This window comes from Actinoplanes subtropicus, from assembly GCF_000721705.1.
Taxonomy (GTDB): Bacteria; Actinomycetota; Actinomycetes; order Mycobacteriales; family Micromonosporaceae; genus Actinoplanes; species Actinoplanes subtropicus.
The window spans coordinates 1-997 of the sequence record NZ_JOJL01000136.1 but is presented as its reverse complement, the minus strand read 5'-3'; the positions used below and the strand labels follow the sequence as shown (position 1 = coordinate 997).

Here is a 997-nt window from a genome sequence, read left to right as displayed (position 1 = left end):
CACTGAGCTGATCTCAGCGACGCATAAGCATTGATTGGTGCGACACGGACATAGGGGTCGAGTCCGGCGATGCTGGAATCGGACGTGGGGCCCTCGGTAGGTAGTTCTCACCACAAGATCACCCACACGGTGAGGACCCCACGTGCTGCCCTATCGTGCCATGATCGATGTCCCCAGGGAACTCGTGCAGTACCTCGGCCGGCTCCTGGCCGCCGAGCGCCGCGCCCGCGGTACCCGGACCGGAACCCGCGCGTTGACCTGCTTCTACCAGGCGTTGATGGTGCTGGTCTGGTTCCGCAAACACGAGGACGTGACGCTGCTGGGCGCTGGTTTCGGCGTCTCCCGGGCCACCGCCTACCGCTACCTCGACGAAGGCATCGCCGTGCTCGCGGCCCAAGCACAGGATCTGCACACCGCACTGCGCCGGGTCGCCGAAGACGGCTGGGCGTACGTCATTCTCGACGGCAAACTCTTCGACTGCGACCGGCTGACCGAGACCACGATCAGCGTCAAAGGCGAGGTCATCGACGCCTGGTACTCCGGCAAACACCGCGCCTTCGGCGCCAGCATCCAAGCCGTCATGCGCCCCGATGGCCTACCGGTCTGGACCTCGGCGGCGATGCCGGGCCACCTGCACGACCTGACCTGCGCCCAGACCCAAGGCATCACCGCCGCGTTGAACTGGGCCGCGAGCGAACTGGACCTGCCCACCCTGGCCGACTCCGGCTACGACGGCGCCGGGCACGGCATCAAAACCCCGGCCAAACAACCCGCCGACGGCAAACGCCTGTCGATGGCCAACCGCACCGTCAACCGGCTCCTGCGCGGGCTGCGCTGGCAAGGCGAACGCGGCTTCGCGATCCTGGTCGGCCGCTGGAAAACGCTGCGGCACACCACCGCCAGCCCCCGGCGGACCAGCGACATCCTCGCAGCAGCACTGCACCTCACCCATTTCGAATACAAATACCTACCGCAAAGTCGTTGAGATCAGCTCACT

1 protein-coding gene is annotated in these 997 nt (G+C 66.2%); it reads left to right on the top strand.

Annotated features, from left to right (window positions below):
- Positions 1–142: 142 nt before the first annotated feature.
- A complete protein-coding gene (locus IH26_RS0152495; RefSeq protein ID WP_030443813.1) occupies positions 143–985 on the top strand; it encodes a transposase family protein in 843 nt (280 codons plus the stop codon).
- Positions 986–997 lie beyond the last annotated feature (12 nt).